The organism is Marinobacter sp. F3R08 (genome assembly GCF_018860425.1).
In the GTDB taxonomy this organism is placed as follows: Bacteria; Pseudomonadota; Gammaproteobacteria; order Pseudomonadales; family Oleiphilaceae; genus Marinobacter.
In genome coordinates this window covers 344,088-366,941 of the sequence record NZ_JAHKPI010000014.1, presented here as the reverse complement: position 1 = coordinate 366,941, position 22,854 = coordinate 344,088, and the positions used below count along the sequence as shown (strand labels likewise).

Below are 22,854 nucleotides of genomic sequence, written 5' to 3'. Positions count from 1 at the left end.
ACCCTGAACCGAACAGACCCGTGGAGCCGAGATTATGGCGCGCCGAAAACCTGCAAGCCAGAGCCCCTCGAATAGAAACCCGGCCAATCGTGGTGCGGGTTCGGCACGTAAAGATATTGGCGCCGGTGAACTGCGAATCATAGGCGGCGACTGGCGCAGCCGCAAACTGCGCTTCCCGGACGCCGGTGGCGTGCGGCCAACGCCTGCACGCACCCGCGAGACCCTGTTCAACTGGCTGAATTTCCACATCGCAGGCAGTGACTGCCTGGATCTATTCGCTGGTTCCGGTGCACTCGGGCTAGAAGCTCTCTCCAGAGGAGCCGGGAGGGTCACTCTGGTGGATCACACACCAGCGCTGGCCAGGGCACTCCGTGACAACCTCAGGCTGTTGAAGTCCGATAACGGGGATGTAGCCTGCGCAGAGGTCGAAAACTACCTGAGACACAGAGACCGCGCCCCGTTCGACATCGTGTTTATGGATCCCCCATTCCGACAGGGTTGGCTGGAAAAACTGTTTCCGCTTCTGGAGCACGAAGCCTGGATAAACCCCGGCGGCTGGGTTTACGTGGAACACGAGAGCGAATCGCCTACCCCGGCCGTGCCTGCAAGCTGGCACCTGCATCGACAGAAGAGCGCCGGCCAGGTTACCTATTCTCTGTTCCGGGTATCCCCTGAGACAGCATGACGGATGCTCAGAAACAAAAAGAGGCCAGATGAACGCATTCATCTGGCCTCTTCATTTTCATTGGCCGCCGGGCTGACTCAGGCAGCGGGGCGCAGCGAATAGGCCCGCAGGTGCTCGGCAAACTCCTCAAGATACCGGATGCCGCTGGCTTCCGCCTCCCGGCACCATTCCATCAAAGCGTTCAATTTATCCTGGGGTTTAAGCCCACGCTGACGCCACAGCGCCTGCAATTCATGGCTCTTTTCATAAATCTGGCGCAGTACCGCATTGCGCTCCAGAACCGCCTCAAGGGTTTCCTTTTCTTTCGGTTCAATCAGAGTTATTTCACGAGACAATAGCTGTTTGAGCTTCCGGTAACGTGGACGGATCTCATCATCCATCAATGACTTTTGCTGGCGCAACACCGGCTCCATGACACGTTTGCGGTACTGTCGCATGATGTCGAACCGGTTGTTGGCAATCGCCTGAACGGTTTCCACATCCATTTCCAGCTTGCCCGGCACATGGTGAGCTATAGGCCGATAGCCTTTCGGCTTGGCGAGTCCGAATAACTGGAACAGCCGGATATAGCCCCAACCGACATCCACTTCAAACCAGCGACGGGAAAGCTTGGACGAATTCGGATAGGTGTGGTGATTGTTGTGCAGCTCTTCACCACCGATAAGAAATCCTATGGGCGAAATATTCCGGGCGTTGTCGGCACATTCATAATTCCGGTAACCCATCCAGTGCCCAATACCGTTGACCACACCCGCAGCCCAGACCGGGATCCACATCATCTGAACCGCCCAGATCCAGATACCATGAACGCCAAACAGGGCCAGGTTGATAACGGCCATCAGGGCGATCCCCAGCATCTTGTACCGGCTGTAAACATTGCGCTCCACCCAGTCTTCCGGGGTGCGCTGCCCGTAGCGCTCAAGCGTTTCAGGCGTTGCCGATTCTGCATAGAGCTCGGCGCCCTCAAACAGAACCTTGCGGATACCCAGGACCACCGGACTGTGAGGATCTTCCTCGGTCTCGCACTTGGCATGGTGTTTCCGGTGAATGGCTGTCCATTCCTTGGTGTTCTGGGCGGTGGTCAACCAAAGCCAGAAACGGAAAAAATGCTTCAGAACCGGATGCAGATCCAGCGAGTTGTGCGCCGAATGGCGATGCAGGTAGAGCGTAACACTGACAATCGTGACGTGGGTCATTCCAAGTGTTACCAGAATGAGCTGCATCACCGACAGGTCAAGAAGACCGTTAAACCACATAGAAAATCCTCAAAATCCCAAACTTTGGCACAAAGCCAACATTCCAACTTTAGCGTACAGCTGTAAGCCTCAACAACAGTATTTGGATGCAAATTTGTTACTGTTTACACTTAAATGGTTTACGCCGGAGATAACCACCTGTGCCCGAACTGCCTGAAGTAGAGACCACCCGCCGCGGCATCGCCCCCCATTGTGAAGGCGCAACCGTTGCCCGAGTGACTGTCCGCAATGCCGGCTTACGCTGGCCGGTTCCGGCGGATCTGGGCGAAAAGCTGGAAGGTCAGGTCATCAGAAGTATAGACCGACGAGCCAAGTACTTGTTCCTGAACATGGATCAGGGTTCTGTGATTGTTCACCTTGGCATGTCCGGAAGTCTGCGCATTATCACCGACAACACGCCACCAATGACTCATGATCATATTGATCTGGCGTTACAGTCCGGTGTCATTCTGCGGTTCAACGACCCCCGCCGGTTTGGCTGCTGGCTGTGGGCCGATTCTGCCGCTGACCACCCCTTGATCAGCCATCTCGGACCAGAGCCTCTGGCCCCCGAGTTCAATGGCGCGCTGCTTTTCCGGCTGTCCCGGGGTAAAAACACCCCGGTAAAATCTTTCATCATGGACAGTCAGGTAGTTGTCGGCGTTGGCAACATCTACGCCAACGAAGCCCTGTTCAAATCAGGCATTCACCCTCGCCGTAAAGCCGGACGGATCAGTCTCGATCGCTACCACAGGCTGGCAGACGCCATCCGTGAAACCCTCAGTGCCGCCATACTGATGGGCGGAACCACCCTGCGAGATTTCGTGAACAGCGATGGCAAGCCGGGTTATTTTGCCCAATCCCTTCTGGTTTACGGTCGAGGCAGTGAGGCCTGTAAAGAATGCGAAAATCCCCTGAAGGAAATCCGGATGAACAATCGCTCGACGGTCTATTGCCCGCGATGCCAACGCTGAAGATGCCATCGATCCACTGTTTATTCGCCCGCCCCGGCCAGGGCAACCTTACGTGCGCTGTCTCGCTGCACCCGCATCGGCAAAAAGCCTGAAAAGGTTGAGCAAAGCGACAACTGATCCTTCCAGAGGGCAAGACTCCGTATTTTCACCGCTTGCCCTTGCGCCCAAACTCCGGCAGCCTGACGAAAACTCCTCAGGCTGTTTCTTTCTATGGTTGACTGGTCATCCCTGAATACTGTGTTCCTGGATATGGATGGGACACTGCTGGATCTGCATTTTGACAACCACTTCTGGCTCGAACATCTGCCAGCGCGCTATGCCGAGCGCTACAACCTTCATCCTCAGGAAGCGAAAGACCAGCTGATTACAATGATCATGGCCGAGCGCGGTTCACTGAACTGGTATTGCACTGACTATTGGAGCGAGCGGCTATCCCTGGACATCACGGGCCTGAAAGCAGAAGTAGGTGACCGAATCGGTTACAGGCCCCATGTGGAAGACTTTCTGGACGCGCTCCGGAGCTCAGGGCTCCAATCAGTAATCGTCACCAACTGCCACCCAGACCCCCTGGCCCTGAAGCTTCAACGCACCGGCCTCGCCTCACGGGTGGACGCTATCGTCTCCAGCCATCAATTGGGCAAGCCCAAGGAAGATCCGTCGTTCTGGCACGATCTACAAAAAATGTCGCCCTACGATGCGCGCAAGACTTTAATGGTTGATGACAGCTTTCCGGTACTCGAAAGCGCTATTGCCGCCGGTATTGCCCAGTGCCTTGCCGTGCTTGCACCGGACAGTCAGCAAGATGCCCGACAACAGCACCCGGAAATTCCCAGCATCCACCACTTCGACGAAGTTTTGCCCTCCCTTCGCCAACGGTCGCCCCTGCCATCCGGTCGATGACAGAGGTATAATTGGCCCACTAGCCCATCAGGTGAGGAGACATGACGGCATCAACCGCTGACGACCAACGTATAAGACTCGATAAATGGCTCTGGGCCGCCCGCTTCTACAAGACCCGCTCCCTGGCAAAGGAAGCAATTGAGGGTGGCAAGGTTCATTACAACAATCAGCGCTGCAAGCCCGGCAGGCTTGTGGAGGCAGGCGCAAAGCTTACGTTGCGCCTGGGCTGGCAGGAAAAGGTCGTTATTGTTGATGACATCAGTGACCGTCGCCGTGGTGCGCCCGAGGCCCAGAAGCTCTATCACGAAACCGAAGACAGCGCCAAGAAACGCGAGGAAATGGCCTGGCAGCGAAAAACCATGCAGGCAGCACAGCTTCCTCCGGCCAGACGTCCCTCCAAGAAAGACCGGAGAGATATTCAGCGCTTCCGCGATCAAAACGGCCTCTAAACTCTTTACACCCTGCCCATAGCCAACGTGCAACGACAGGCATCCAGCATTCAGGAGACACAACATGGCATCCCGCGACCAGTTCCAGCGCTTTATTTTTGAACACAGCCAGGTGCGGGGAGCCTGGGTGCAACTCGGCGAGAGCTATCAGAAAATCGGCAGCCAGGCTCCCTATCCGGACACCGTCCGGGAACTCCTGGGAGAGGCGCTGGTCTCCAGCATTCTGATGAGCAGCACTCTCAAGTTTGAGGGCACTCTTTCGATCCAGGCCCAGGGCGAAGGTCCATTGCGCACCTTGATGGCCGAATGCAGCCACGACAGGCATATCCGTGGTCTGGCGCGCTTTGATGAACAGGCGGTCAGCGAAGACAACTTCCATGATTTACTCGGCGAGGGGCGAATGGCCATTACTATTACGCCGAACCGTGGCAATCGCTATCAGGGCGTGGTGCCGCGGGAACAGGAGACGCTTGGCGGATGCCTTGAGGAATACTTTGACCGCTCGGAACAGATTCCCACCAGCCTGTTTCTCTTTGCCGATGAAAATGGCGCCGCAGGGCTCATGCTCCAACGCCTGCCGGGTGCAACAGAGGAAGACGACGATCTCTGGGAGCGGGTAAACCACCTGGCCCGGACAGTGGCAGCCGCTGAATTGCTCGAGCTCGACAGTGAAACCTTGCTTCACCGTCTGTTCCATGAAGAAACGGTTCGGTTGTTCGACGCAGAACCCGTCGCTTTCCGTTGCAGTTGCTCCCGGGAGCGCACCCTCGGTGCACTGGAAGCCATAGGTCAGGAAGAATGCTACAGCATTCTGGACGAACAGGGCTCCATCGAGATGGATTGCCAGTTCTGTCACGCACACTATCGCTTCGATAGAAATGATATTGATCATCTTTTCACCGGCCACACGTTACACTAGAGGCCTGTTTGATTCGCCGGGAAGTCCCTGACAACAAGGCTTCCCGGGCAGTCGTTTTTTACCGGCGTCTCTGGCATAATAGCGCGCCTGAATTGACCCGATTGCTCAGATTTCCGTCAATAATGGGGGGCGGGCTGGGCAATCACTAAGACATCCCGAGGGCGAGGTCGAAGTGAGCAACACTTATTGTGATCTGAGTACAGCACAACTGGTCGAGTTGGCGCTGGCACGTGAAGAAGGCCAGCTGGCTTCCAACGGTTCCCTGGTAGTAAGAACCGGCGACCGCACAGGCCGGTCACCCATGGACCGCTATATCATCGAGGAGCCAAGCACCTCGGACGATATCCACTGGGGGCCGATCAACCGTCCTTTCGACGCCGAAAAGTTCGACGCTCTCTGGGACCGTGTTGAAGCCTACATCGCCGAAAAAGACCAGTTTGTGTCTCATGTTCATGTGGGTTCCGACCCGGAACATTATCTGCCGGTTAAAATGACCACCGAAACCGCCTGGCAGAATCTCTTCGGCCGCAATCTGTTTATTCGCCCGGACAGCTACAACCCGGCTGACAAGCAGGAATGGCAAATTCTGAACGCTGCAAACTTTGAGTGCGTGCCAGAGCGTGACGGCACCAACAGCAATGGCTGCGTGATGATCAACTTTGCCAAGCGCAAAGTTCTGCTGGCAGGCATGCATTACGCCGGCGAAATGAAGAAGGCGATGTTCTCAGTCCAGAACTTCCTGTTGCCGGAAAAAGACGTGCTGCCCATGCACTGCTCCGCCAACGTCGGTGAAGATGGCGAGACCTGCCTGTTCTTCGGCCTGTCCGGCACCGGCAAAACCACGCTCTCCGCGGATCCACATCGCTTCCTGATCGGCGATGATGAGCATGGCTGGGGCCCCGGCACCGTATTCAATATCGAGGGCGGTTGCTACGCCAAGTGCATTGATCTGTCCAAGAAAAACGAGCCGATCATCTGGGACGCTATACGCTTTGGCGCCATCGTCGAAAACGTGATGATCGACCCGGAGACCCGCGAACCGGATTACACCGATGTCTCTCTGACCGAAAATTCCCGCTGCGCCTACCCGCTTGAGCATGTGGAAAAGCGCGTCATTGAGAACCGGGCTGGTGAGCCGTCTCACATTGTATTTCTGACCTGTGACATGACCGGCGTTCTGCCGCCCGTGTCCATCCTGAGCCGTGAAGGCGCTGCTTACCACTTCCTGAGCGGCTACACCGCGCTGGTGGGCTCCACGGAAATGGGCTCCTCATCAAAACTGAAGTCCACGTTCTCCACTTGCTTCGGTGCGCCCTTCTTCCCCCGTCCGGCCGGCGTCTATGCCGAACTTCTTATGAAGCGAATGGATGAGTTTGGCAGCAAGGTCTTCCTGGTAAACACCGGCTGGACCGGTGGTCCCTACGGTGAAGGACAGCGATTCAGCATTCCGACCACCCGGGCCATCATCGCCGGAATCCAGAACGGTGATCTGGATGACGTGGAAACCGAGCACCTGCCAACCTTGAACCTGGATGTGCCCAAGCACGTTCCGGGCGTAGATACCGAGCTGCTGAACCCCCGGAACACCTGGGTAAGCCCGGATTATTACGACGGCAAGGCTCAGGAACTGATCGCCCAGTTCGTCGAGAACTTCAAGAAGTTTGACGTGGCAGATTCGATTGTTGAAGCCGGCCCGAAACTGAGCTGATCCAGCATCGGTCTATCAGAAAGCGCCCTGCGAAAGCACGGCGCTTTTTTTGTATGATAGCGCAACATAATCAAGGAAACGGCTTCATGAAACAGCGCCTGCGACAGCTTTTCTCTTTTATCCTCCGGCCACTGGAGTCGGGGAACGTCGGACCCAACTACAAGGATTCACACCGGACCATCCTGAACGTGGTGGGTGTTCTGTTCCTCTTTCTGGCAACGGTATCAGCCATCGCGATGGCGTATACCGGAAAAGTCGGCGCCCTGATTCCGGTACTTGTGTTCCTTGGCATCGGGAGCGTCTCAGTGATCGTCGGAACGCTGGGCTCTGATGCAGCCGTCTCGAAAATGTGGGGCAATCGCTGATCATGGAGCTCAAACGCAGTGTTCTTGATCAGGCCACCAGAGACGAAATCATAACCAAAGAGCAGGCCGATCAGCTTTGGGCACTGTTTTCAGAACATGGTCAACAGACACCATCCTTTCGATTTACCCACATTCTCTATTATCTGGGTGGCCTGATTGCCATCGGCGCCATGAGTCTGTTCATGACCCTGTCCTGGGAATTGTTTGGCGGGTGGGGTTTACTCCTGATCGCCGTGATATACGCCGGTGCAGGGCTATGGCTGACCGAAGTGTTTCTACACCGCATGGATCTGAAGATTCCAGCGGGAATTACTGCCACCTTCGTTGTCGTACTCACTCCCCTGGCCGTCTTCGGCTTTCAGGCCGGTATGGGCTGGTGGTCGGACGACCATGAATACCGTGACTACCATCGCTTTATTGACTGGAGCTGGCTGTTCATGGAACTGGCCACGCTGGTGGCAGGCGCAATCATGCTTTGGCGCTACCGGCTACCGTTTCTGGTTATGCCCGTGGCCGTCACGCTCTGGTATATGAGCATGGACCTGACTCCTTTTCTGTTCGACAAGGAGTACGTTTCCTGGGAGCTCAGGAGACTGGTGTCGCTATGGTTCGGGCTCCTGATTACCCTGCTTGCACTCTGGGTAGACATCCGGAACAAAAGTAGCCGTGATTTTTCGTTCTGGCTGTATATCTTTGGTGTCACGGCATTCTGGACGGGGCTGTCGTTTACGAGTTCCAGCAGCGAATGGAGCAAGTTGCTCTACTGTCTGATGAATGTTGCAATGATTCTTACCGGTGCCACTCTGGGCCGAAGAGTCTTTGTGGTCTTCGGAGGATTGGGGGTTGCTGGATACCTTGGCTATCTCGCTTATGAAGTCTTTAAAGAGAGCCTGATGTTTCCCATTGCACTCACCTTTATCGGCTTGGGAATCATATGGCTCGGCATACTATGGCAGCGGAACGAACAGCGTTTGGCAGACCAGTTGCGAGGCGTCCTTCCTGTGACACTCAGAGAGTTGATTGCGCGCCGTCGTTAGACGGCGCGCGCTGGTCAACATGACTCAGGCATAAAATATCAGCGGCACGAAGGCCACCAGAACTAGAGAAATACCCATAGCAATGAGTGGCATGATGATACGCTCGTGGCGCTGATAGAACGTCCCCGCCTCCTGTTGGGCTGCGAGCACTTCTGCCTCACCAACCACTTGCCGGGTCAGAAGATGGTTCAGAGCCACTGGGGGGCTCAGGTAGCCCAGCTCAAACGCCACCAGTGTCACCATCCAGAAATGGACCGGATGAATCCCGCTGGAATATGCAATTGTGGCAACGGTGGCGGTTACCAGAATCACAGCGCCAAACGCGTCCATGATCATGCCCAGGATCACGAGAATGACCACCATTAACAGCATGGCTGACCAGGCACTGTTAAACGCCTGCGGGAAAGCCTCCATCAGGTGAGCCCGCTCGATCACTCCGCCAATGCTGACCGACAGACCAAGCAACAATAACAAAGCGCCAATTTCCGCCGTCGTATCGTTGGTGGCATTACGAAGACTCCACTCCAATCTCTTATGGTTGATGTCTCCTGAGGCTTTTCTTCTCCGGTTCTTCAGACTGACAGACTCATACACCAGGATTGCGAGCATGATGACTGGCAGCAGCCTTGGTGCCGAGAATTCATCCATGCCCACGTCCAGAACCAAGCGGTAGAAGAACACTACGGCAGCGATGACCAGCACATAGGGGATCAATGGTTTGAGTGCCTGCATCATGGCCGGGAAAGCCTCGGCAGAGGGCGCCAGATTGAATTGGCCCTGACGATTCACACTCAGAGCCACAAGCGCGAACATTGTGGCGGTCAGCACGAACACCCAGATACCCCAGCCGAACAGCTCGTCAGTGGTTACTTCCCGGTTCAGATAGGCAATCACAACCACTAACAGGCAAGGTCTCAGCACCACCCCCAGAGAACCAGACATGGCGGTAGCTGCCAGGGCCAGGTGTCGTCGGGCGCCGGCCGCACGAAGCTCTGTGTAAATTACCGCACCGGCCGCAATTACGAAGATACCAGAAGCACCGGTATAGGCTGTCGGCACGGCAGCAACCAGAACCGCTACAACCGCCAGCATTTCCGGTGGCATGCGCCAGGGCCGGAAAACGTTGAACACCAGGGTGGCAAGGTGGGTCTGCTTGAGCATCATACCGACCCAAACGTATAACCCTACGTTCAGGAACATGTCGGACAGCTCCATCATCTTGCCGAGGTAGATACCAATCCCGGAAGCGTGTCCGATCAGGGCGAAATAGCTGCCAGATATCAGGCACATCACGGTATAGAGTGGTACGGCCAGCAAGGCCTTGTTCAGACTGCCACCACCCCGGAGATCCTCCGGCACCCGAAACAACCGGTACAGACTGGCCAGCGTCAGGCAAGCGAAGCCTGCAATCCAGAAATTGTGCAGCAACAGTTCTTCTGAGGATACCGCGGTGGCTGAGCCCAGACTGGACTGCCGGAAAATCGCGCTTGAACCCAGCAACATGGCATTGGCAATGGTTTGCAGGGTATGGGAGACGGTGTAATCCAGCCGGGTCTCCATAGCGCGCATGGCGATGTGATGTCGGGTCAGCGTGGCGGTTACAGCGCACAACATAACCAGGATCACCAACACAAAACGCTGGGACTCCAGGCCAAACGCGATCAGGTCGGCAATGAACAGCTCGGCGGCCCGATAGACTTTCAAACCGGGTGTCAGCTGACCTCTGAGGTCGTCGAAATCCTGCAGTGCCGCGCGACAATCTGCGACCGCCCGCTCGATCGCTAGCCGGACATCGGCCGGGTCTTTTTCCTCGGTACCCAGCAACGCCGCCATGGGGTCGTCCGCTACGGTGCCGGCTGCCAGCTCGGCAGCCACCGCCGCTTCAATATCCCTGTTCGGATCACACGTGGGCTGGACCGGATCCATTCGCAATTTGTAGTAGCCGCTCCAGAGCTCTTCGCCTCCGCGCAGCATCTGATTGTGAATGTCACTGCTGGTGGAGAAAATAACCACCGCCAGCAAAAGCAGACAGGCAGGCAGCGATGAAAACCACTCCAACCCGCTACGCTGAAAACCGCCCTTCGACATAACTGATTACTCTGGGTATGGAGTGGTTACAGAAGATCATCCAGATCCATGATTTCAACGTTGCCCGACTGGTCGTCCCAGAAGGAGCCAAGCTGGCCCATAGGCGTGCGATGCCCCGTGTTTTCAGCCCACAGACGGTCAGACACTGCAACGATCATGTCCGTTGCCATAGCATCCACAAATCGCCAGTTCTCATTGGCCGGCGTGGTCTCAAGAGACTCCGCGTGCTTGCGAATCACCTGCCGGACCATCGCCTCGTCCCCTTTATTCAGGGCAGCTATGGCGTGGAATACATGTGGCAAACGAACTCCCGCAGCCTCTCCCTGCCTGCCGGCAATAGCCAACCGCTCGAACGCATCCTCGCCTTCTGGCTGGGCGCCCGGGATCATGGCCCAGACGGTTGCCCGCAGGGCCATAGGCGCCCCCCACCATTTGTCATTTTCAAGACAACTGGAGGCCCGGGCAGCGATGGAACCAAGGTTGGCAGGGACACCAATGGATGAGGTTGACTGAATCTGGGCGTTCAATGCCTGAAGACCGGACAGCAGACCGGCCATATAGATAAACTCGTCCAGGTCGTCATCAAAGTCCGGACACTCCCCATCCGCAGGATTGCCGTAGTGCGCACTATGATGTTGCCAGGCGGTAAAATAGCGCCGGGCGGCGACTGCGTATGCTCGCTTCTGACGGATCATGGCATCCTGTGCGGCATTCCCGTTTACGGCATGCAGGGCAGCAAGGGCAGCCAACTCATGTTGCCTGGCATCCTCTTCAGCGCAGCCACCGGCAGAGAGGTAAAGCATCACTGCAAGCTGGTCTGGCTCATGGGTAACCCGACCGAAAGACATCAACAGAGGGGCCGTTGCCTGGCTCATGGCACACCCCATAGCCAGATCATCACTGAGCATAAGAAACGGAACCGTGTGATCCCGGGAAAAGCCCTGCATTACATCCCCGGTGGTCTTGTAGATCATATTATTGACCGCACCACAGCCGCTCAGGGCCACACTCGCCGTTACAGCCAGCGCGAGGCATTTCAGATGGCGTGGGAAAAAAAGCGTCTTGAGGGCGGCACTCCGGAAATGGATCATACCTTCTTCACCTTTTCGTTTTTGTTCTGATGCCGCCTTGCTGCAATAGGCGAGGCGGGCTCTGGCAAACGAACACGTTTGTTACAGACTGTAACCAGGCGCGCATTATGGCTTAGAGGGTTGTGTTTTTATGCGACCGATGCCGCAAATGACACCGAATTGCGCACACCGTTGCCGTCAGGGTTTGCACAATGGGCAGGAAGCCACTATAGATTGGTGCAACCGTGAGTCGTAACGATTCCGGCCAGGACAGACCGAACCAGCAGAACTAAAACAAAGGAGTATCCGATGCTCAAACCTGAACTCGCGGCAGCCATTGCCGAACGCACTGAGCTAACCCGGGACAAGGCCAGCGAAGTGATTACTGCGTTCACCGATCAGGTGTCAGCCGCGGCCTCACGCGGAGAAGATGTCACCCTGATCGGTTTTGGCACCTTCAACATCCGGAGCCGCGAGGCTCGGGACGGACGCAACCCGCAAACCGGCGAGACCATTCGCATCCCTGCCAGCAAGACTGTCGGCTTCAAGGCCGGAAAAGCTCTGAAAGACGAAATCCGCTAGTCAGGCGCAGGCCCGCGCAAGTGGGCCTGCCCCACTCCGGTGTCAGGTTCCTGCAACCGAGGCACACTCGGAACGGGTGGCATCTACCCGACACCGAATCGCTTTCATGAGCTTGATGGCCCGCTCGTCGTAGACACCGTCTTCCAGTAACGACAGGCGCACCTTGCGCAGCATCTTATCGTATTCAGCGGTATCCTCCCGGGGCAGATGCATCCAGACCTCATCCGGAATCTCTGCTTCGGCCTGGGCGATGATTTCATAGGCCTCATCAATACGCTTTATCGCTTGATCGCGCACCATTTGACCGGCGGAATCCGGGAACCGGTCCCGATGAATGATGACCTGGAAGTTCATATAACCGAGCGCGTATTTGACCACTGCACCATTCGGTTGAACGCCTTTGTATAACTCTAACGGGGTGTAGGCAACCGCCGGGGCATACGCCAGGTCGACACTGCCATTATTAAACTTGCCGGCAAAGTTCGCCGAGTTGGCCCCTACCACCGAGGCCCCCACATGACGCACCATCCGCACGGATGCCTGATCGTAATCCAGGGTAGCAATCCGCTTACCCTGCAGTTTCTGGACGGAATCGATACTGCGATCACGGGTATGCAGGTAAATAGCTCCACCCGGGAAAACCCCGGCCACTTCATAGGGGCCGTCAATCAGAAACGGCCGGGCCTTGGCCTGACTCAGTGTGTTGTACAGCAGGCGCATTTCCTCTTCGCCGGGAACAGCGCCCATGGCTTCGAGGGTACCGGTGAACTTGTTGAACTCCCGGGCCCGGGTCCCGGTCAACAGAACGGCATCACACTGGCCCGCCTTGAAGTCCTCGGCGGCAACCTTTTCATCGGTATACGCGCGAAGAGCCAGCTTGATTCCGTTTTGCAGAGCAACCGGCTGAAAGGTCTTGGTAATGGTAAACAGAGGTCCATTCGCGCCAACCGGATCAAAAACGCAAAAACTGCGTTCCAGAGGCTCGTTCTGCGCATGCCCTATCAAGGGAAGCGCCAGGCTGGCACACAGGGCAGCCGCCATGGCCACCCTTCGGGGAAGGTTTGCTGATTTCACGGGATGACTCCTGATTATTATTGTCGGGCGCCAGTCCACTCATCGGCACTGGCCAGGCCACGTTTTTCTTGGTCGACCATAAGGCGACGGCTACAAGAATACGTTGGCACAGGTGCCTTCCATCAAGCGTTTTTCAGCAACAGGGGGGTAATCTGTGATGATGTCGACAGAGGTTCCGCAACCTCTGCCGCACTTTCAGACAATGATCCGGGGTCAGCCTGCTGTCTGCGGCCAGGCCTTGCGACCCTCACTCAGAGTAAGCCTGACAACGCCCGGTAATTCCCGATGGGTCACAGGTGCGTGGCGACCAGCCGAAACCAGTGTTTTCGAATCCGGAGTCCAGAAGGCGTCGGGATCAAACAGGCAAATATCAGCGGTTTCACCCTCCTCCAGACGAGCCGTTCGGCCAAGCACAGCTGCTGGACCGGTGGTCAGCGCCCGGATCAGGTCAGGCAGTGCCAGTTCATTCATCTCTACCAGCTCCAGCCCCAACGACAGCACACTCTCAATACTCGACAGTCCCGGTTCGGTGGCGGCCATAGGCGCCTGCTTCGCGGCGGTATCGTGGGGCTGATGCTGGCTGACGATGGCATCAATGACGCCGTCCCGGACACCGGCAATCAGGGCCTTCCGGTCACTCTCGCTGCGCAGAGGCGGCCGGACATGGAAGCGGCTATCAAACCCTGCAAGGGCATCCTCGGTAAACACCAGCTGATGCAGCGCGACATCGGCGGTTACCGCAATACCGCGACGACGGGCATCCCTCAGCATTTCAACACTGCGGCCGCAGGACAACTGACTCAGGTGCAAACGAACCCCAGTTTCCTCCGCCAGCAACAGCATTTCCATGACCGCAGCCGTTTCTGCCACTTCCGGAATACCAAGCAGGCCCAACCGGGAAGTGACCAGACCATCGTGGGCGTAGCCGTCGGCGGCCAGAGCCTGGTTCTCGGGACTGAACATCACCGTCAGACCGAATGTTTGGGCGTAGGCCATGCACCGGCGCAATATACGCGCGTTACGAACACCCCGGGACCCATTCCCCACCGCCACACACCCGGCAGCGGCCAGTCCAGCCATATCACTGAGCAGATCGCCCTCAAGGCCACGGGTTATTGCACCCACGGGTAAAACCCGGATGGGAGACCGGCTGGCCGCACCATCCCGGATCAGATGGGTGACGGCACTGGAATCATTGACCGGCGACGTCTCCGGAGAGGCACACACTGTGGTAAATCCGCCATGGGCAGCCGCGAGGGTTTCGGAGGCGATGTTGCCCTTCTGACCATTCCCCGGTTCGCGGAGGTTACAACAAAGATCCACAAAGCCTGGCGAGATCACGCTGTTTCCTGCGTGAATGATTTCATCAGCGTCTTCCCGGGCAGCCGCTTCGCCAATCGCCGCAATCCGGCCGTCCCGAATCAGCAAGGCCGTATTGTCCCGCTCTTCGCTGTAACCATCGAAAAGTCGGCCTCCGGTAATCTTCAGGCTGCTTCCGGATGTGTTGACACTAGTCATGCCTGGCCCCTCTCGCTCAATTTCTGCTGACGCTCTGCTACCTGCCCGCCCATCGCCATGGACATGACCGCCATGCGGATGGCAATGCCATTGGTGACCTGATTCAGAATCACCGATTGCGGCCCATCGGCCACAGCCGATTCGATTTCAACGCCCCTGTTGATGGGACCGGGGTGCATAACGATACAGTCTGGGTGAGCCAGCGCCAGCTTCTGCTGGTTCAGACCGTACAATCGGTAAAACTCCCGCTCGCTGGGCAACAGAGCTCCTTCCATACGCTCTTTCTGGAGACGCAGCATGATCACCACATCCAGGTCCTTCATGCCCCGCGTCATATCGTATTCGACCTTACAGCCCAGACTTTCCACATCTTTGGGCAGCAGGGTTCCGGGCGCGATGATCCGGACCTCCCCAGCGCCCAGCTCATTCAGGGCCCGAATCTGGGAGCGGGCCACCCGGGAGTGCAGCACGTCACCAACGATGGCCACCTTCAGACCTTCGAACTGTCCTTTTTTCTGGCGGATAGTGAGCATGTCCAGCATGGCCTGGGTCGGATGCGCATGGCGACCGTCACCGGCATTGATAATGGCCACGCCCGGGGTCACGCTCTCGGCAATAAAATGGGGGGCGCCACTCTGGGAGTGCCGGACCACGAACATATCGCTGGCCATGGCCTCGAGGTTCAGCAGGGTGTCAGACAGGGATTCGCCTTTGGAGGTGGCAGATGTGCTGATATCAAGATTCAGCACATCCGCGGATAAACGCTTGGCCGCCAGTTCGAAGGTACTGCGAGTCCGGGTGCTGGACTCGAAAAAAAGGTTCACGACGGTTCTGCCCCGCAGTAGCGGTACCTTCTTGATCGTGCGCTCACCTACCTCGATAAACGAATCCGCAGTATCGAGAATATCGGTCAGCAAGGCGCGGTTCAGGCCATCCAGGGTAAGAAAATGCCGCAACTGACCATCCCGGGTCAGCTGCAAGTGGTGCGGGGAAGAGTCATTCGCGGTCATGGGTCGCCTGTTATCTGATTCGGAGGTTTATTGTCCGGCTTCCTGAAGCTCAACACGGAGCGGGTCGGGGCCACGCAGCTTGACGCGCTGATGGGACTCCAGAGCCAGCGCCCGGCCCGTCACATCTGGCTGTATGGGCAGTTCCCGGGCGCCAAGATCAATCAGCGTGGCCAGTATGATACTGGCTGGACGGCCATAATCGAAGATCTCGTTCATTGCTGCCCGGATAGTCCGACCGCTCATGATGACATCATCAATCAGTATGATATCGCGACCTTCTGTATCGAACGGCAGACTTGAAGGTTTGACCCGGGGGTTCAGACCGATACGACTGAAATCATCCCGGTAGAAAGAAATGTCCAGTTCGCCGAATGGCTCTTCTGTACCGAGCCGTTTGCTGAGCACATCCGCCAGCCAGACACCGCCGGTACGAATACCAATCAACACCGGAGACTCGATCCCCCGTTGTTCAAGTACCTGACGCAGCCCGCCTTCCATCTGGTCCAGTAACTGATCAATATCAAGCAATGCCGTCATTCAATTCTCACTGTTAAAAAAGGTTTCCAGGATCAGCACCGCGGCCCGGTCATCGACTCCGTGGCGGCCAAAATCACGGCTGCCACCGGCGGCCATGACCTCGCCCTTGGCCTCAAAACTGGAGAGCCGCTCATCCACCATTTCAACCGGAACGTGGTAGCGGCCATGCAAACGCTTGCCGAATTTTCGTGCCCGGGCACACATATCATTCTCAGTGTTATCCATATTCAGTGGCAGACCAACCACCACAAGGTCCGGACGCCACTCTTCCAGCACGGCTTCAATCTGCTGCCAGTCGGGGATACCATCGCGAGCGGGAATCAGCGCCACGGGCTGCCCGGTGCCCAGCAGTTCCTGCCCGATCGCAACGCCAATCCGGCGGGTACCAAAATCAAACGCCATGACGCGACGGCTTGTCGGTTCAGGCATGACCCACCGACTCACTGAGCTGGTTGAGATCAATGCCGATAAGACCCAGTACCGCTTTGTAGCGCTCAGCCCAGGGCGTGCGGAAAAGAACGTCGGTGGTGGCGGGGCAGGTCAGCCAGGCATTGCTACCCAGCTCCTCTTCCAGCTGGCCTTCACTCCAGCCAGAGTAGCCCAGTGCCACCAGATACTCGGCGGGGCCCTGGTTACGGCCAATGTCCGCCAGGATGTCACGGGATGTGGTCAGTAGAACGTCCTCGTTCACCTCTGCCGTGTTCTGCCATTCGGTTCCGGGAGGATGAAGAACAAAGCCCCGCTCCGGTTGCACCGGGCCGCCGCTGAAGACCGGAAGATCCAACTCGCCCCCGGCCAGATCCAGCTGTTCCAGAATCTCGCCCAGATGAATGTCCAGAGGATGATTAATCATTAACCCCAGGGCACCGTCGTCAGAATGCTCGCAGATATAGATGACGCCGCCATGAAAACGCGGATCAGCGAGATAGGGTGAGGCCACCAGGAAATGATGCCGCAGGCTGTGAGGAGAGTGTTTTGATGCTGTCATCCGGATGTTAGACCCCGCTGCTGGAAGGACCAGGTACGTATGATCTCGAGTTCATCCACATTTTGTCGCATTTCGTCGGGAAATGGAGCAAAAGGCGCGGCCATTCTGACAATGCGGATTGCAGCGTCGTCCAGCACGGTGCTACCAGATGACTGCAGAATCGCCACTTCTTTAATGCTGCCGTCTTTCTTCAGCGACACCAGCATTCTGAGTGTGCCATGGATTCCGGCATTACGCGCCTCGGTCGGGTAGTTGATATTGCCCACCCGGGTCACTTTACTCACCCAGTTCTGAACGTACCAGGCGTTGCTGGACTTCAAGGTTGAGGCAGCAGTAACCCGCATCACCCTGGGTTTACGGGCGTAGGCTTGCCGTTGCGCATCGAAGCGGGCCTCCAGACTCGCAATTTCAAGACTGCGCTCCATAAGGCTCTTTTTCTCCCGCACCGGCAGAGGTTCCTCTTCTGGCGTTGTGCGCTCTTCCGGCTTGCTGACCTTCTGGCTGGACTGGCTGTCAGTCTGTACAACCTGAGTTTCCTGGCGCGGCTGCGGCTCTGTCTGGGCCGGAGGCTCGGGCTGAACCTGAGCCACTTCCGGCTGGCTGACGTCCGCCGGCTGTGGTGTGGTCATTTCCCGGACTTCATCCTGGGTTCCGCTGCCTTTCTGGCTGGTCTGGGCCAAAAAATCCGCTTTCTCCGGGGCTTCCTCATCGTCAAACTGAGATAAGGTAATTTCCATGGTCTGGGCCGAAGAGCGCGGCGACTCCGGCGCAAAGGTAATTCCCAGCACCACGATAGCGTGCACCGCCAACGCCATAAAAAGGGTGAAGGAAAACCGGTCGAAGTCGCTTACCTGAACTGCCATGCCTGATACGGATCCTTTCGTTAAACCTGCCCGGTCGTCGTGACCGGATTATGCCTGATCCAGGCGTTTTGCAATTGCATCCATCAAAAGCCCGGCAATATCGATTCCAAACGCCGAATCGAGTTCCCGGATGCAGGTCGGGCTGGTGACATTGATTTCAGTGAGATAATCGCCGATGACATCCAGGCCCACAAAGATAAGACCTTTTTCCCGAATCACCGGTGCAACACGCTTACAGATTTCCCGATCCCGAGCGGTCAGTTCACGCCCCTCACCTCGACCTCCAGCGGCAAGATTACCCCGATTCTCTCCCTGAGAAGGGATTCTCGCAAGCGCATAGGGCACCGGCTCACCGTCAATCAGCAGGATGCGCTTGTCGCCATCACGGATTTCCGGAATGTATTTCTGGGCCATGGCCTGATGAGCGCCGTAATTGGTCAGGGTTTCAATAATGACCCCCAGATTGAAATCGTTCTCCCGGACCCGGAAGATCGAATGCCCGCCCATCCCGTCTACCGGCTTCATGATGATGTCACCGTGCTGGGCGTAAAACTCACGAAAACGGGTTGCCGAGCGACTGACCAACAGCGGCGGCGTCAAATCCTCGAACTGGGTGGCAAACAGTTTCTCGTTGCAGTCGCGCAGCGTGGACGCTGGATTAACCACAAGAGCCCCCTGCTGCTCGGCCGCTTCCAGTATATAGGTGGCCATCAGGAACTCACGATCTACCGGCGGATCCTTGCGCATGAGAATGACATCCAGATCGCCCAAAACCCGATCCTGGGCCGCACCGAAGCTATACCAGTTTTCGGGATCCATATGGACAGTCAGATCCCGGGTGTGCGCCATGGCCTTGCCGCCATCAAGATACATGTCCGGCAGCTCCATGTATTCGATCTGCCACCCGCGTTTCTGGGCAGCCAGCAACATGGCCAGTGAGCTGTCTTTCTTGAAGTGAATATCTTCAATCGGATCCATTACGATCCCGAGTCTGACGGTCATGGGCGTTCCTGCACTCCTGAGGGTTAAAAACACGAACCGGTCTGCAGAGCGGACCGGACATTAAGTGCTATGCTATGAAACCAGATGGTATTGTACCCGAGCTGCAAATGCATCCGGAGAAATCCTCAGTCATTTACGTGACATTGCAGGCAACAGTACATTTGGTCACAAACAAATACTTTTTATCCGGCCATTGATAATCTATAAATGAGCGGGGTTTATAGATGAACCTTAAGGTTTGTGTTAAAACCCCCGTTTTAAAACAACGACAGTCGCTGAGCGCAAGGCAGTTGGACAATGGATGACAACTTCGAGAACTTGAAGATCATGGTGATCGACGACAGTAAAACCATACGTCGCACCGCAGAAACCCTTCTGAAAAAGGTTGGCTGTGAGGTCATCACCGCGACTGACGGATTTGACGCTCTTGCCAAGATTGCCGATTCCCAGCCTGACATCATTTTTGTTGACATCATGATGCCACGCCTGGACGGCTACCAGACCTGCGCACTTATCAAGAACAATTCCTCCTTCAAAAAGACGCCGGTTATCATGCTCTCCAGCAAGGACGGTCTGTTCGACAAGGCCAAGGGCCGGATCGTCGGCTCGGACCAGTATCTGACCAAACCGTTCAGCAAGGATGAGCTGCTCAATACCATCCGCCAATACGTTCCACAGGCGGAACAGTAAACCTGCTGACCCAAAGAACCATCGAGGAAACCATGGCCCGCATTCTGATTGTTGACGATTCCCCTACCGAGGTTAAGAAAATTTCCACGATCCTGGAAAAACACCAGCATGAAGTGCTGACTGCCGACAACGGCGCAGACGGTGTTGCCAAGGCCCGTGCGGCGACCCCGGACCTGGTTTTGATGGATGTGGTTATGCCCGGACTGAATGGCTTCCAGGCAACCCGCCAACTGACTCGCGCACCAGAAACCGCATCCATCCCTGTGGTCATCGTAACCACAAAGGATCAGGAAACTGACCGCGTATGGGGCACTCGCCAGGGCGCCAAGGGTTATCTGGTCAAGCCGGTTAACGAAGACGACCTGATCAAAACAATCAACAGTCTGATTGCCTGATCCCTAATCGTGGAGTAAGCATGTCCGCCCAGGCCGCCCCTTTTGCCGTTCTGACGGATATCGCCGAGCGCAGCCGATCCATGGCTGCCGGCCTTCCGGAACAACAGGAAGCCGTTGAGCTGTGGAACGGCATTGGCTTCGTTCTTGCGGGTGAACGTTACGTTGCCCCCATGGGCGAAGTCACTGAAATTCTGCATGTTCCCCGTTTCACGCACATTCCGGGAGTCCGCCCATTTTTGCTTGGAGCGGCCAATGTCCGTGGCCGTCTCCTCCCCCTGGTAGATCTCGCCAGCTTTTTCGATATCCCCCGCTCTTCCCGAAGCCAACGGGAACGGCGAGTGCTGGTTATTGAGCAGAGCGATATTTTCAGTGGGCTGGTGGTCGACAGCGTATTGGGTATGCAGTATTTCGCAACTGACAGTTTCAAGGATGCGCCCGAGGGTGTACCTGAAAACGTTCAACCGTTTGTCTCAGGCGGTTACGAACGTAACGAGGAAGTCTGGAAAGTGTTCTCGGCCGTCGATCTGCTCGAGGACGAACGCTTTCTGGACGTTGCACAGTGGTAAGGGTGGTGACAATGGCAGGAACATCACCCTGACCGCCTGAAACCTGAAACCTGAAAAAAAACTTGCCAATTTCTTGAAGAGGCCGGGAGCCAGAAAATGAAGAACAGAGCCGGAAGACTCAGTATGGGACAGGGAGGCAACAAGCTGGTTGCCGGCCTGATCGCAGCGCTGATCGCACTCACTATCCTGCTCGTTGTGGTGCTGTTCATTCTTAATACAGACAGCCAGAACGATCAGGAATACATCGCCAACACCGCCGAACTGAGGGTGCTGTCCCAGGAGATTGCGAAGAACGCGACCGAGGCTGCCGGCGGAACCGCCGAAGCGTTTAACCAGTTGCGCCGCTCCCGTGACGAATTCCAGCAGCTCTGGACCAACGTTACTGAAGGTAATCCCGCAACAGGCCTGCCGCCGAGTGAACTGGCTAAACAGAGTGGCGCTCAGGAAAACTGGAACACTGTACGGGAAAACGCCGACAGCATCCTCTCTACTCAGGATGCTGTACTGGGCCTGCATGAGGTCGCCCGGACTCTGAACGAAACCATTCCGCAGTTGCAGGTTGAGTACGACGATATCGTACAGATCCTGCTTGATAGCGACGCACCCGCCGAACAGATTGCCCTGGCTCAGCGGCAGTCACTTCTGGCGGAACGGATTGTTCGCTCAGTCAACAACGTACTCTCGGGTGATGAAGATGCGGTTATCGCCGCAGACCGTTTCGGTCGTGACGCAAGCCTGTTCGGGCGAGTGCTCGAAGGCCAGTTGAACGGCAGCCCGGGGATGGGTATCTCACAGGTAGATGATGAAGACGCCATTTACGGCCTCGAAGCCGTCGATGAGCTGTTCCAGTTCGTTTCCCAGAACGTAGATGCGATCCTTGAAGCTTCTCCCGACCTCTTCAAGGTTCGTACTGCGGCCAGCGACATCTTCCAGAATTCCGAGATCCTGCTTTCCGAACTCTCTGTGCTGGCAGAAAGCTTCCGGGCCCAGTCCGGCTCTCGACTGATCAGCCCTACTCTGGCCTTTGCCATCCTGGCCGCGATGATTGCCATTGTTGTCTTCATCGGTCTGGCTCTGTACCGCGAAGCCCAGGCCCGTCTGGCCACTACCCAAGAGCAGAACGAGCAGAACCAGAACGCAATCCTGCGACTGCTGGACGAACTGGCCGATCTGGCTGATGGTGACCTGACTACCGAGGCCACGGTTACCGAGGACTTCACCGGCGCCATCGCCGACTCCATCAACTACGCGATCGACCAGATGCGCGGTCTGGTACAGGCCATTCGTGGTACTGCCGTACGGGTAGCGTCAGCCGCCCAGGAAACCCAGGCTACGGCAATGCATCTGGCTGATGCTTCCGAGCACCAGGCTCAGGAAATCGCTGGCGCCTCCGCGGCGGTCAACGAGATGGCGGTGTCCATCGACCAGGTATCCTCAAACGCAGCGGAATCCTCTGCGGTTGCGGAGCGGTCGGTTGCGATCGCGAAGAAAGGCGCGGAAGTGGTACAGAACACCATCCGCGGCATGGATAACATCCGTGAACAGATTCAGGAAACCTCCAAACGGATCAAGCGTCTGGGTGAATCTTCCCAGGAAATCGGTGACATCGTATCCCTGATCAACGACATCGCCGACCAGACCAACATCCTGTCCCTGAACGCCGCCATTCAGGCCTCCATGGCCGGTGATGCAGGCCGAGGCTTCGCGGTTGTTGCTGACGAAGTTCAGCGACTGGCGGAACGTTCCTCTGCGGCAACCAAACAGATCGAAGCCCTGGTTAAGACGATCCAGTCTGATACCAACGAGGCGGTTATCTCCATGGAACACACCACCGCCGAGGTGGTCCGTGGTGCACGCCTGGCTCAGGACGCAGGTATCGCCCTCGAGGAAATCGAGAACGTATCCATGTCTCTGGCGGAACTGATCCAGAACATCTCCAACGCCGCACGCCAGCAGTCTTCGTCGGCAGCGCACATTTCCAACACCATGAACGTTATCCAGGAAATCACGTCTCAGACGTCCTCCGGTACCAACGCTACGGCGAAGTCGATCGGTAATCTGGCAGAGATGGCATCCGAGTTGCGGTCCTCTGTTGCCGGCTTCACCCTGCCGGAAGAAGACGTGGTTGACCAGGAAGAAGAGGAAGACAGCGACGTTCCGGTGGTGGGCTGATTTTCGGCCCGGGGCTGTTGACGGTTT

At 56.6% G+C, this 22,854-nt stretch carries 24 protein-coding genes; 13 read left to right on the top strand and 11 right to left on the bottom strand.

The features are described from left to right. The first annotated feature begins 34 nt into the window (after positions 1–34). The gene (rsmD, locus tag KO499_RS04725; RefSeq protein WP_215982556.1) at positions 35–685 is read left to right on the top strand and encodes a 16S rRNA (guanine(966)-N(2))-methyltransferase RsmD; all 651 of its coding nucleotides are present in this window, start codon (positions 35–37) and stop codon (positions 683–685) included. Between the two features lie 77 nt (positions 686–762). Here the strand turns inward: rsmD and KO499_RS04720 are convergent, their stop codons facing one another. Then, positions 763–1,941, bottom strand: a complete 1,179-nt coding sequence (locus KO499_RS04720) for a fatty acid desaturase (RefSeq protein WP_215982555.1) — start codon at positions 1,939–1,941, stop codon at positions 763–765. Positions 1,942–2,081: 140 nt separating this feature from the next. Between KO499_RS04720 and mutM the strand changes: the two genes are divergently transcribed. From mutM to KO499_RS04685, 7 genes are all read left to right on the top strand, one after another. Beyond that, positions 2,082–2,894: a bifunctional DNA-formamidopyrimidine glycosylase/DNA-(apurinic or apyrimidinic site) lyase gene (gene mutM, locus KO499_RS04715; protein WP_215982554.1), complete on the top strand. Its 813-nt coding sequence runs from the start codon at positions 2,082–2,084 to the stop codon at positions 2,892–2,894. 210 nt (positions 2,895–3,104) lie between these two features. Then, entirely contained in the window at positions 3,105–3,794 is a 690-nt protein-coding gene (yrfG, locus tag KO499_RS04710; protein WP_215982553.1) for a GMP/IMP nucleotidase, read from the top strand. A gap of 41 nt (positions 3,795–3,835) precedes the next feature. After that, positions 3,836–4,243: a ribosome-associated heat shock protein Hsp15 gene (gene hslR, locus KO499_RS04705; protein ID WP_215982552.1), complete on the top strand. Its 408-nt coding sequence runs from the start codon at positions 3,836–3,838 to the stop codon at positions 4,241–4,243. A 64-nt stretch (positions 4,244–4,307) separates the two neighbouring features. Beyond that, the gene (hslO, locus tag KO499_RS04700; RefSeq protein WP_215982551.1) at positions 4,308–5,162 is read left to right on the top strand and encodes an Hsp33 family molecular chaperone HslO; all 855 of its coding nucleotides are present in this window, start codon (positions 4,308–4,310) and stop codon (positions 5,160–5,162) included. A 172-nt stretch (positions 5,163–5,334) separates the two neighbouring features. Continuing rightward, the gene (locus KO499_RS04695) at positions 5,335–6,870 is read left to right on the top strand and encodes a phosphoenolpyruvate carboxykinase (protein WP_215982550.1); all 1,536 of its coding nucleotides are present in this window, start codon (positions 5,335–5,337) and stop codon (positions 6,868–6,870) included. An 86-nt stretch (positions 6,871–6,956) separates the two neighbouring features. Next, complete coding sequence (locus KO499_RS04690; protein WP_215982549.1) at positions 6,957–7,235, top strand: hypothetical protein; 279 nt, start codon at positions 6,957–6,959, stop codon at positions 7,233–7,235. Positions 7,236–7,237: 2 nt separating this feature from the next. Then, a complete protein-coding gene (locus KO499_RS04685) occupies positions 7,238–8,272 on the top strand; it encodes a DUF2157 domain-containing protein (protein WP_215982548.1) in 1,035 nt (344 codons plus the stop codon). Positions 8,273–8,296: 24 nt separating this feature from the next. Here KO499_RS04685 and KO499_RS04680 read toward each other — a convergent pair whose 3' ends face one another. Next, positions 8,297–10,360, bottom strand: a complete 2,064-nt coding sequence (locus tag KO499_RS04680; RefSeq protein ID WP_215982547.1) for a TRAP transporter large permease subunit — start codon at positions 10,358–10,360, stop codon at positions 8,297–8,299. Between the two features lie 26 nt (positions 10,361–10,386). Continuing rightward, positions 10,387–11,451, bottom strand: a complete 1,065-nt coding sequence (locus KO499_RS04675; protein ID WP_215982546.1) for a hypothetical protein — start codon at positions 11,449–11,451, stop codon at positions 10,387–10,389. Between the two features lie 288 nt (positions 11,452–11,739). Here KO499_RS04675 and KO499_RS04670 point away from each other — a divergent pair, with 288 nt between their 5' ends. After that, complete coding sequence (locus KO499_RS04670) at positions 11,740–12,012, top strand: HU family DNA-binding protein (RefSeq protein ID WP_215982545.1); 273 nt, start codon at positions 11,740–11,742, stop codon at positions 12,010–12,012. A 42-nt stretch (positions 12,013–12,054) separates the two neighbouring features. Here KO499_RS04670 and KO499_RS04665 read toward each other — a convergent pair whose 3' ends face one another. From KO499_RS04665 to gshB, 8 genes are all read right to left on the bottom strand, one after another. Further along, positions 12,055–13,053 carry a putative solute-binding protein gene (locus KO499_RS04665; protein ID WP_215983382.1) on the bottom strand — a complete coding sequence of 333 codons (999 nt, stop codon included), beginning with the start codon at positions 13,051–13,053 and terminating at the stop codon, positions 12,055–12,057. Positions 13,054–13,299: 246 nt separating this feature from the next. Then, a complete protein-coding gene (locus KO499_RS04660) occupies positions 13,300–14,604 on the bottom strand; it encodes a dihydroorotase (RefSeq protein ID WP_215982544.1) in 1,305 nt (434 codons plus the stop codon). Next, positions 14,601–15,614 carry an aspartate carbamoyltransferase catalytic subunit gene (locus KO499_RS04655; RefSeq protein ID WP_215982543.1) on the bottom strand — a complete coding sequence of 338 codons (1,014 nt, stop codon included), beginning with the start codon at positions 15,612–15,614 and terminating at the stop codon, positions 14,601–14,603. The genes KO499_RS04660 and KO499_RS04655 overlap by 4 nt, the downstream gene beginning before the upstream one ends. A 27-nt stretch (positions 15,615–15,641) precedes the next feature. Continuing rightward, positions 15,642–16,151 carry a bifunctional pyr operon transcriptional regulator/uracil phosphoribosyltransferase PyrR gene (gene pyrR, locus KO499_RS04650; protein ID WP_215982542.1) on the bottom strand — a complete coding sequence of 170 codons (510 nt, stop codon included), beginning with the start codon at positions 16,149–16,151 and terminating at the stop codon, positions 15,642–15,644. Next, a complete protein-coding gene (ruvX, locus tag KO499_RS04645; protein ID WP_215982541.1) occupies positions 16,152–16,580 on the bottom strand; it encodes a Holliday junction resolvase RuvX in 429 nt (142 codons plus the stop codon). Continuing rightward, positions 16,573–17,139 (bottom strand): YqgE/AlgH family protein, encoded by a 567-nt coding sequence (locus KO499_RS04640; protein WP_215982540.1) that lies wholly within the window; start codon positions 17,137–17,139, stop codon positions 16,573–16,575. The genes ruvX and KO499_RS04640 overlap by 8 nt, the downstream gene beginning before the upstream one ends. Further along, positions 17,136–18,002, bottom strand: a complete 867-nt coding sequence (locus KO499_RS04635) for an energy transducer TonB (RefSeq protein ID WP_215982539.1) — start codon at positions 18,000–18,002, stop codon at positions 17,136–17,138. The genes KO499_RS04640 and KO499_RS04635 overlap by 4 nt, the downstream gene beginning before the upstream one ends. Positions 18,003–18,050: 48 nt before the next feature. Further along, on the bottom strand, positions 18,051–19,004 hold the full coding sequence (gene gshB, locus KO499_RS04630; protein ID WP_215982538.1) for a glutathione synthase: 954 nt from the start codon (positions 19,002–19,004) through the stop codon (positions 18,051–18,053). Between the two features lie 297 nt (positions 19,005–19,301). Here gshB and pilG point away from each other — a divergent pair, with 297 nt between their 5' ends. The 4 genes from pilG (at position 19,302) to KO499_RS04610 (ending at position 22,827) form a co-directional block, all read left to right on the top strand. Next, positions 19,302–19,694 carry a twitching motility response regulator PilG gene (pilG, locus tag KO499_RS04625; protein ID WP_008175635.1) on the top strand — a complete coding sequence of 131 codons (393 nt, stop codon included), beginning with the start codon at positions 19,302–19,304 and terminating at the stop codon, positions 19,692–19,694. A gap of 32 nt (positions 19,695–19,726) precedes the next feature. Continuing rightward, entirely contained in the window at positions 19,727–20,089 is a 363-nt protein-coding gene (gene pilH / locus KO499_RS04620; RefSeq protein WP_215982537.1) for a twitching motility response regulator PilH, read from the top strand. Between the two features lie 20 nt (positions 20,090–20,109). Then, positions 20,110–20,655 (top strand): chemotaxis protein CheW, encoded by a 546-nt coding sequence (locus KO499_RS04615; protein WP_215982536.1) that lies wholly within the window; start codon positions 20,110–20,112, stop codon positions 20,653–20,655. A gap of 96 nt (positions 20,656–20,751) precedes the next feature. Next, complete coding sequence (locus tag KO499_RS04610) at positions 20,752–22,827, top strand: methyl-accepting chemotaxis protein (protein WP_215982535.1); 2,076 nt, start codon at positions 20,752–20,754, stop codon at positions 22,825–22,827. Positions 22,828–22,854 lie beyond the last annotated feature (27 nt).

Bases quoted from the DNA above. Each gene is read 5' to 3' on its own strand.
- rsmD (WP_215982556.1), top strand. From the start codon at position 35: ATGGCGCGCCGAAAACCTGCAAGCCAGAGCCCCTCGAATAGAAACCCG.
- KO499_RS04720 (WP_215982555.1), bottom strand. From the start codon at position 1,941: ATGTGGTTTAACGGTCTTCTTGACCTGTCGGTGATGCAGCTCATTCTG.
- yrfG (WP_215982553.1), top strand. From the start codon at position 3,105: ATGGTTGACTGGTCATCCCTGAATACTGTGTTCCTGGATATGGATGGG.
- hslR (WP_215982552.1), top strand. From the start codon at position 3,836: ATGACGGCATCAACCGCTGACGACCAACGTATAAGACTCGATAAATGG.
- hslO (WP_215982551.1), top strand. From the start codon at position 4,308: ATGGCATCCCGCGACCAGTTCCAGCGCTTTATTTTTGAACACAGCCAG.
- KO499_RS04690 (WP_215982549.1), top strand. From the start codon at position 6,957: ATGAAACAGCGCCTGCGACAGCTTTTCTCTTTTATCCTCCGGCCACTG.
- KO499_RS04685 (WP_215982548.1), top strand. From the start codon at position 7,238: ATGGAGCTCAAACGCAGTGTTCTTGATCAGGCCACCAGAGACGAAATC.
- KO499_RS04680 (WP_215982547.1), bottom strand. From the start codon at position 10,360: ATGTCGAAGGGCGGTTTTCAGCGTAGCGGGTTGGAGTGGTTTTCATCG.
- KO499_RS04675 (WP_215982546.1), bottom strand. From the start codon at position 11,451: ATGATCCATTTCCGGAGTGCCGCCCTCAAGACGCTTTTTTTCCCACGC.
- KO499_RS04670 (WP_215982545.1), top strand. From the start codon at position 11,740: ATGCTCAAACCTGAACTCGCGGCAGCCATTGCCGAACGCACTGAGCTA.
- KO499_RS04665 (WP_215983382.1), bottom strand. From the start codon at position 13,053: ATGGCGGCTGCCCTGTGTGCCAGCCTGGCGCTTCCCTTGATAGGGCAT.
- KO499_RS04660 (WP_215982544.1), bottom strand. From the start codon at position 14,604: ATGACTAGTGTCAACACATCCGGAAGCAGCCTGAAGATTACCGGAGGC.
- KO499_RS04655 (WP_215982543.1), bottom strand. From the start codon at position 15,614: ATGACCGCGAATGACTCTTCCCCGCACCACTTGCAGCTGACCCGGGAT.
- pyrR (WP_215982542.1), bottom strand. From the start codon at position 16,151: ATGACGGCATTGCTTGATATTGATCAGTTACTGGACCAGATGGAAGGC.
- ruvX (WP_215982541.1), bottom strand. From the start codon at position 16,580: ATGCCTGAACCGACAAGCCGTCGCGTCATGGCGTTTGATTTTGGTACC.
- KO499_RS04640 (WP_215982540.1), bottom strand. From the start codon at position 17,139: ATGACAGCATCAAAACACTCTCCTCACAGCCTGCGGCATCATTTCCTG.
- KO499_RS04635 (WP_215982539.1), bottom strand. From the start codon at position 18,002: ATGGCAGTTCAGGTAAGCGACTTCGACCGGTTTTCCTTCACCCTTTTT.
- gshB (WP_215982538.1), bottom strand. From the start codon at position 19,004: ATGACCGTCAGACTCGGGATCGTAATGGATCCGATTGAAGATATTCAC.
- pilG (WP_008175635.1), top strand. From the start codon at position 19,302: ATGGATGACAACTTCGAGAACTTGAAGATCATGGTGATCGACGACAGT.
- pilH (WP_215982537.1), top strand. From the start codon at position 19,727: ATGGCCCGCATTCTGATTGTTGACGATTCCCCTACCGAGGTTAAGAAA.
- KO499_RS04615 (WP_215982536.1), top strand. From the start codon at position 20,110: ATGTCCGCCCAGGCCGCCCCTTTTGCCGTTCTGACGGATATCGCCGAG.
- KO499_RS04610 (WP_215982535.1), top strand. From the start codon at position 20,752: ATGAAGAACAGAGCCGGAAGACTCAGTATGGGACAGGGAGGCAACAAG.